This window comes from Psychrobacillus sp. PGGUH221, assembly GCF_042055255.1.
GTDB lineage: Bacteria > Bacillota > Bacilli > Bacillales_A > Planococcaceae > Psychrobacillus.
In genome coordinates this window covers 1-537 of the sequence record NZ_JAQMHQ010000035.1, presented here as the reverse complement: position 1 = coordinate 537, position 537 = coordinate 1, and the positions used below count along the sequence as shown (strand labels likewise).

At 35.6% G+C, this 537-nt stretch carries 1 protein-coding gene; it reads left to right on the top strand.

Annotated features, from left to right (window positions below; all coding sequences use genetic code 11):
* The first annotated feature begins 118 nt into the window (after positions 1-118).
* Positions 119-379 (top strand): site-specific integrase, encoded by a 261-nt coding sequence (locus PGC35_RS22065; protein ID WP_375220727.1) that lies wholly within the window; start codon positions 119-121, stop codon positions 377-379.
* Positions 380-537: the final 158 nt, after the last annotated feature.

Below are 537 nucleotides of genomic sequence, written 5' to 3'. Positions count from 1 at the left end.
TCTCAATTCACATTACCTATTCAACTGCTTCGTTATTAAAATCAATTAATCATTATGTCTATAATTCTATTAAGTTGGCAATAATCCCTTTAAGAGTACTATTTTAGGGGGAATGGAATTGTTACTGTCAAAAGCATGGGCTTCGTTTGAAGCGGATAAACGTATAGAGGGCTTTTCGACGCAAACGTTGAAGGCTTACCAGTTACAGTCTTTGCTACTAATTTGTTATTTTAAGGATGTTGAGCTGGAATCACTGGATACAATTCAACTGAAGGAATATCTTGCTATATCGGGCAACCATTTAAAACCAGCAAGTCTTGCACATCGTATCCGCTTTATAAAATCGTTTTTTCGTTGGTCTCATGAAGAAGGCACCTAAGTAAGAATCCAAGTTCTAAAATAAAAGACTCAAAAGTAGGTAAACGGATACCCAAGTATTTAACCGAACGAGAGATTGAACATCTTCGTGAATCCTGTCATACCCCAATGGAAAAATCAATTTTTGAATTCATGTTTTCTACTGGTTGTAGAATTGGA